Origin of the sequence: Ideonella azotifigens, from assembly GCF_021043325.1 — a bacterium.
GTDB lineage: Bacteria > Pseudomonadota > Gammaproteobacteria > Burkholderiales > Burkholderiaceae_C > Ideonella > Ideonella azotifigens.
This window is the reverse complement of record NZ_JAJNKD010000037.1, coordinates 1-4,795: the sequence shown is the minus strand read 5'-3', so window position 1 is coordinate 4,795 and position 4,795 is coordinate 1. Positions and strand designations below refer to the sequence as shown.

At 59.7% G+C, this 4,795-nt stretch carries 2 protein-coding genes and 1 pseudogene; all 3 read left to right on the top strand.

Going from position 1 to position 4,795, the window contains the following annotated elements; translation table 11 throughout:
* Positions 1 to 189, top strand: a 189-nt coding sequence (locus LRH25_RS32365; protein WP_231013260.1) for a hypothetical protein, incomplete at its 5' end; no start/stop codon positions are given.
* A gap of 665 nt (positions 190 to 854) precedes the next feature.
* Positions 855 to 2,963: an RHS repeat domain-containing protein gene (locus LRH25_RS32360; RefSeq protein ID WP_231013258.1), complete on the top strand. Its 2,109-nt coding sequence runs from the start codon at positions 855 to 857 to the stop codon at positions 2,961 to 2,963.
* An 825-nt stretch (positions 2,964 to 3,788) separates the two neighbouring features.
* Positions 3,789 to 4,795, top strand: a pseudogene (locus LRH25_RS32355) (hypothetical protein); the annotation flags it as partial.

The window sequence follows — 4,795 nt, the reverse complement described above, 5'->3', positions numbered from 1 at the left end:
GCCCACCAACTCACCGACGTGAGCAGCTCGGACGGCAACAGCGAGCACTACGAACTCGACAACGCCGGCAACCGGACAACAGAGAGCTACTACAAGGGCACCGACGTGACCACCAGGACCCTGGTCAAGACCGTCACGCGCACCTACGACGCATTGGGACGCATGCAGAGCGTCTCCGGCCTGCAATGAGCTGCCCCAACAATCACACGTGGAGGAAACCCATGACAAGCAAGACCATTGCGCCGTTGATGCGCATAAGGTTCTTGGACCGGCGGTTTGGCATAGCGTGGCTTAGCGCCGCAGTTGCGCAAACCGAGCTTATGAGTCACGGTGGTGCGCTAATTATCGGCCTGGAAAATGATGTCTTCGTCAACCTGACTCTGACGACTGCGCAACCAGAGCAGGGGGTTAGTCAGATTACTGCGACATGCCAGCAACCCCAATGGCGCAGCATTTCCGAATATTTCAGCATTTACCGTAATATCGGATTGGCAATGATAATCAACGCATTTGGCATCTATGCCTATGCGGCAGATCCGTACTATGCTGAAACGGTAATGCAATATGGCAATGGTGTTACATACGAATTGAATAGAAAGTTCTATAACGATGAGGCTAATGCAAAGCAATCTTGCCTTGATTTTGCTGCAGGCCTATTTTACAGCGGTAGCCGCTGCGAAGAAAGAGGTGGCGATGCCCCTCATTCCATGGCATGGTCGCTTGGGTATATATGCGTCTTAGACGCGCCAGGATCAAAAACTTGCGCATCGCCATTATATTATATTGAGCATCACGGGAATTGGTGTTCGCCGCGACAACGATACTCTTCGACCAAAGGGGACTGCGTTTCACTGATGGACCTCTGGGAAGACAAGCCCCCTTTTTGCCTTGGCAAGAAAGCAAGCCTATTCGCAGTCGGTGACCCCATCTATCCCCTGATCGGCAGCAGCAGCTACGACGTCGACCTTGACGCCGGCCTGGGCGGCCTGAAGCTGCGCTACGACATGCGCCGGAAGCTGCCGATGGACAAGCAGGAACTGGCATACCCGTATGCCGCCTTGCCGTCCTTTGGCCCGCTGGTCGAGAGCAGTTTGCACAAGCGGCTGATCTACCAGTCGGGCACGGGTGCGAACATGCAAGCCTCACGCGGCCTGGGCCGCTGGGTCTCGTTTGCGGTGACCGGCGGGGTCTTTGTGCCTGACCCCGGCGTGCGCGACAAGCTGGTGGCCATCAGCGGCGGCTGGCGCTACGTGGACGCCCAGACCCGCGCCGAAGAGACCTACGACAGCACCGGCCGGCTCAACACCGAGAAGCGGGCCGATGGCACGGTGCTCACCTACGGCTACAGCACCGCTGCCGGTGAGGATGCCCCGGCTGTCGGTTACCTCCTGACTGTGCAGGACCAACTCGGCCACCTGGTCAAGTTCAAGTACGACGCCAGCGGCGTGATCACGCAGGTCACCCGGGTGGACGGCCAGGTCATTGGCGCGGCCTACACCGGCGGCAACCTGAGCCAGCTCACCTGGCCCGACGGCAAATATTTGCAGTTCATCTACGACAAACCCGGCCTGGCCTGGGCCCTGACCGGCGTCGTGGACGAAGAAGGCAAGCGCCGCGTGAGCTTTGGCTACGACGACCTGGGCCGGGCCACCAGCACCGAAGAAGGCACTGGCTTCAACAAATACACCGCCAGCTGGGACGCCGGCATGGAGCCCGGCTGGAACATCACCGAAGAGTACGACTCGGTCAACAACGTCATCTGGATCCACCACCGCTGGAAGAACGTGGGCAACGCCTACGTGCAAGGCCCGCTGGGCTACAGCAACACCGTGGGCGCCAGCATCGTCAACGGCATGAGCTACGCCAGCAGCCAGACCCAGCCCGGGGGCAGCGGCTGCAGTGCCGCTTCGAGCAGCCAGACGTTTGACGCGAACGCCAACGTGACCAGCCGAGTCGACTTCGCTGGCAACCGCAGCTGCATGGCCTACGACGCGAGCAACCGGGAGACGGTTCGGGTCGAAGGCCTCAAGACGGCCGACACCTGCCCGGCGGACGTGGCCAGCTACACCGCCAGCAACCCCGGCCCGGCCAAGCCACAGCGCAAGATCAGCACCCAGTGGCATCCGCAGTGGAACCTGCAGACGCAGGTGGTCGAGCCCAACCTGATCACCACCACGGTCTACAACGACCAGACCGACCTGGTGGACCCGGCGCACCCCAAACTGAACTGCGCGCCCAGCGCGCCAGCACTGCCTGACGGCAGCAAGATCGCCGTCGTCTGCAAGCGCTACGAGCAGGCCACCACCGACACGCTGGGCGACCTGAGTGCGGCCAACGCCACCGTGACCGACAGCCGCAGCTGGAGCTACAGCTACAACCAATACGGCCAAGTCCTCACCGAGACCGACCCGCGCGGCAAAGCGACCACCTACGAGTACTGGACCGAACCCACCAGCTTCACCGGTGACGGCGCAGCCGCCCGCGGCCACACCCTGGGCGACCTCAAGACCGTGACCCAGGGCCCCAACACCGCCAACCCGCTCAAGACCCAGTACACCGAGTACAACAAGCTCGGCCAGGTGCTCACCACAGTGCTGCCCAACGGCAGCACCGAGAGCCGGGAGTACCACCTGCGCGGCTGGCTGACCAAGCTCACCCAGACCCCGGCCGGTGGCGGCACCGGCCTGGTGACTCAGTACGACTACTACGCCACCGGCCTGCTCAAGCAAGTCACGCAAGCGGACGGCAGCTGGACCCTCAACACCTACGACGACGCCCACCGGCTCACCGACGTGAGCAGCTCGGACGGCAACAGCGAGCACTACGAACTCGACAACGCCGGCAACCGGACAACAGAGAGCTACTACAAGGGCACCGACCCGGCCACCAGGACCCTGGTCAAGACGGTCACGCGCACCTATGACGCACTCGGACGCATGCAAAGCGTCTCGGGGTTGCGGTGAATAAGCTCTTCTGGACAAGTTTCCCTCTGCAGGTCTTCGCTAAGCCGTTGATTATTATAGGATCGGCGGCGAGGGATGTGAAGGAAACTTATCCAAGAGAGCGAGTGGTGATGTTGAATAGTCAGCAATATTTTTCATTGGAGGAAACATGATTCATAAGAAGATAATTTTTACGTTTGACTTAATGAGTCTAGCATCGCCTGCATTTTCAGACGTCTATGGTATATAGGGTTTCAATTTTTTTGGTTGGTACCCTTTTCACTTCGCCGCAGGCCTGTGTGGATGGTGTAAAGAAATGATATTTCTCTGGTTTGGAAATGCAATATGGATGTTCTTGTAAAACTCATCGCTCCGGATTTTAAGATTCCCCAAGGCGGACTGATTTTCGGATACTCGGCATGTCGGTCGATATTTTTAACATTGTTGCTTCAGTTGACGTCAAGTAAAACAGTTGCTGCCGTAGTTACTGTGCCCCCATTCGCTCCCTTTTGGAGTGATCTTCAGAATACGGGTGGCGTGGGTGAATTTTCTACCGGACAAGAGGTTTGTGACGCGATTTATAGTCATATGATTTTTGTGCTCGATACCTCACATCCCTGGAAGGGGGTATGTCGCGCTGAAAATAATATTAACTATGCCTGGCCATTTTTTGGTAGTCAATGCCCCCTGAATTATGACGGTGCAAACGAGGAGCAGCACAGAGGCGACTTCGGTCACAATGGCTATGGTGACATTTATGCAGGCGACAACGTTATTTGCGTCGCAGATGGACTTCATGTCTGGCACGACAAGCCCGCGATGTGCCCTGGCAAGCAAGCGAGCGTGGTGAGTGTGGGGGACCCGATCTACCCCCTGATTGGGGTCAGCAGCTACGACGTCGAGCTGGAGGCTGGGGTGGGGGGGCTGAAGCTGCGCTACGACATGCGCAGCAAACTACCGAACGACAATGCAGGGCGGGAGTTTCAAGAGTTTCCCTTGCCATCATTTGGCCTGCTGGTGGAAAGCAATCTGCACAAGCGGCTGATCTACCAATCGGGTGATGGGGCGAACGTGCAAGCCTCGCGGGGCCTGGGCCGCTGGGTCTCGTTTGCGGTCTCCGGCGGGGTTTTTGTTCCCGACGCTGGCGTGCGCGACACCCTGGTGGCCATCAGCGGCGGTTGGCGCTACGTGGACGCGCAGACCCGGGCCGAAGAGACCTACGACAGCACCGGCCGGCTCAACAGCGAGAAGCGGACCGATGGCACGGTGCTCACCTACGGCTACAGCACGGGCGCGAGTGATGACGCCCCGGCCGCCGGTTATCTCTTGACCGTGCAGGACCAGCTCGGCCACCTGGTCAAGTTCAAGTACGACGCCACCGGCGTGATCACGCAAGTCACGCGGGTGGACGGCCAGACCATTGGCATGGGCTACACCGGCGGCAACCTGAGCCAGCTCACCTGGCCCGACGGCAAGTATCTGCAGTTCATCTACGACAAGCCCGGCCTGGCCTGGGCCTTGACCGGCGTGGTGGACGAGGAGGGCAAGCGCCGCGTGAGCTTCGGCTATGACGACCTGGGCCGGGCCACCAGCACCGAAGAAGGCAGCGGCTTCAACAAGTACACCGCCAGCTGGGACGCTGGCATGGAACCCGGCTGGAACATCACCGAAGAGTACGACGCGGCCAACAACATCATCTGGATCCACCACCGCTGGAAGAACGTCGGCAACGCCTACGTGCAAGGCCCGCTGGGGTACAGCAACACCGTGGGCGCCAGCATCGTCAACGGCATGAGCTACGCCAGCACCCAGACCCAGCCCGGGGGCAGCGGCTGCAGCGCGGCATCGAGCAG

What these genes read in the sequence shown, in the direction of transcription:
- LRH25_RS32360 (WP_231013258.1), top strand. Translation starts at nt 855, where the DNA reads ATGGACCTCTGGGAAGACAAGCCCCCTTTTTGCCTTGGCAAGAAAGCA.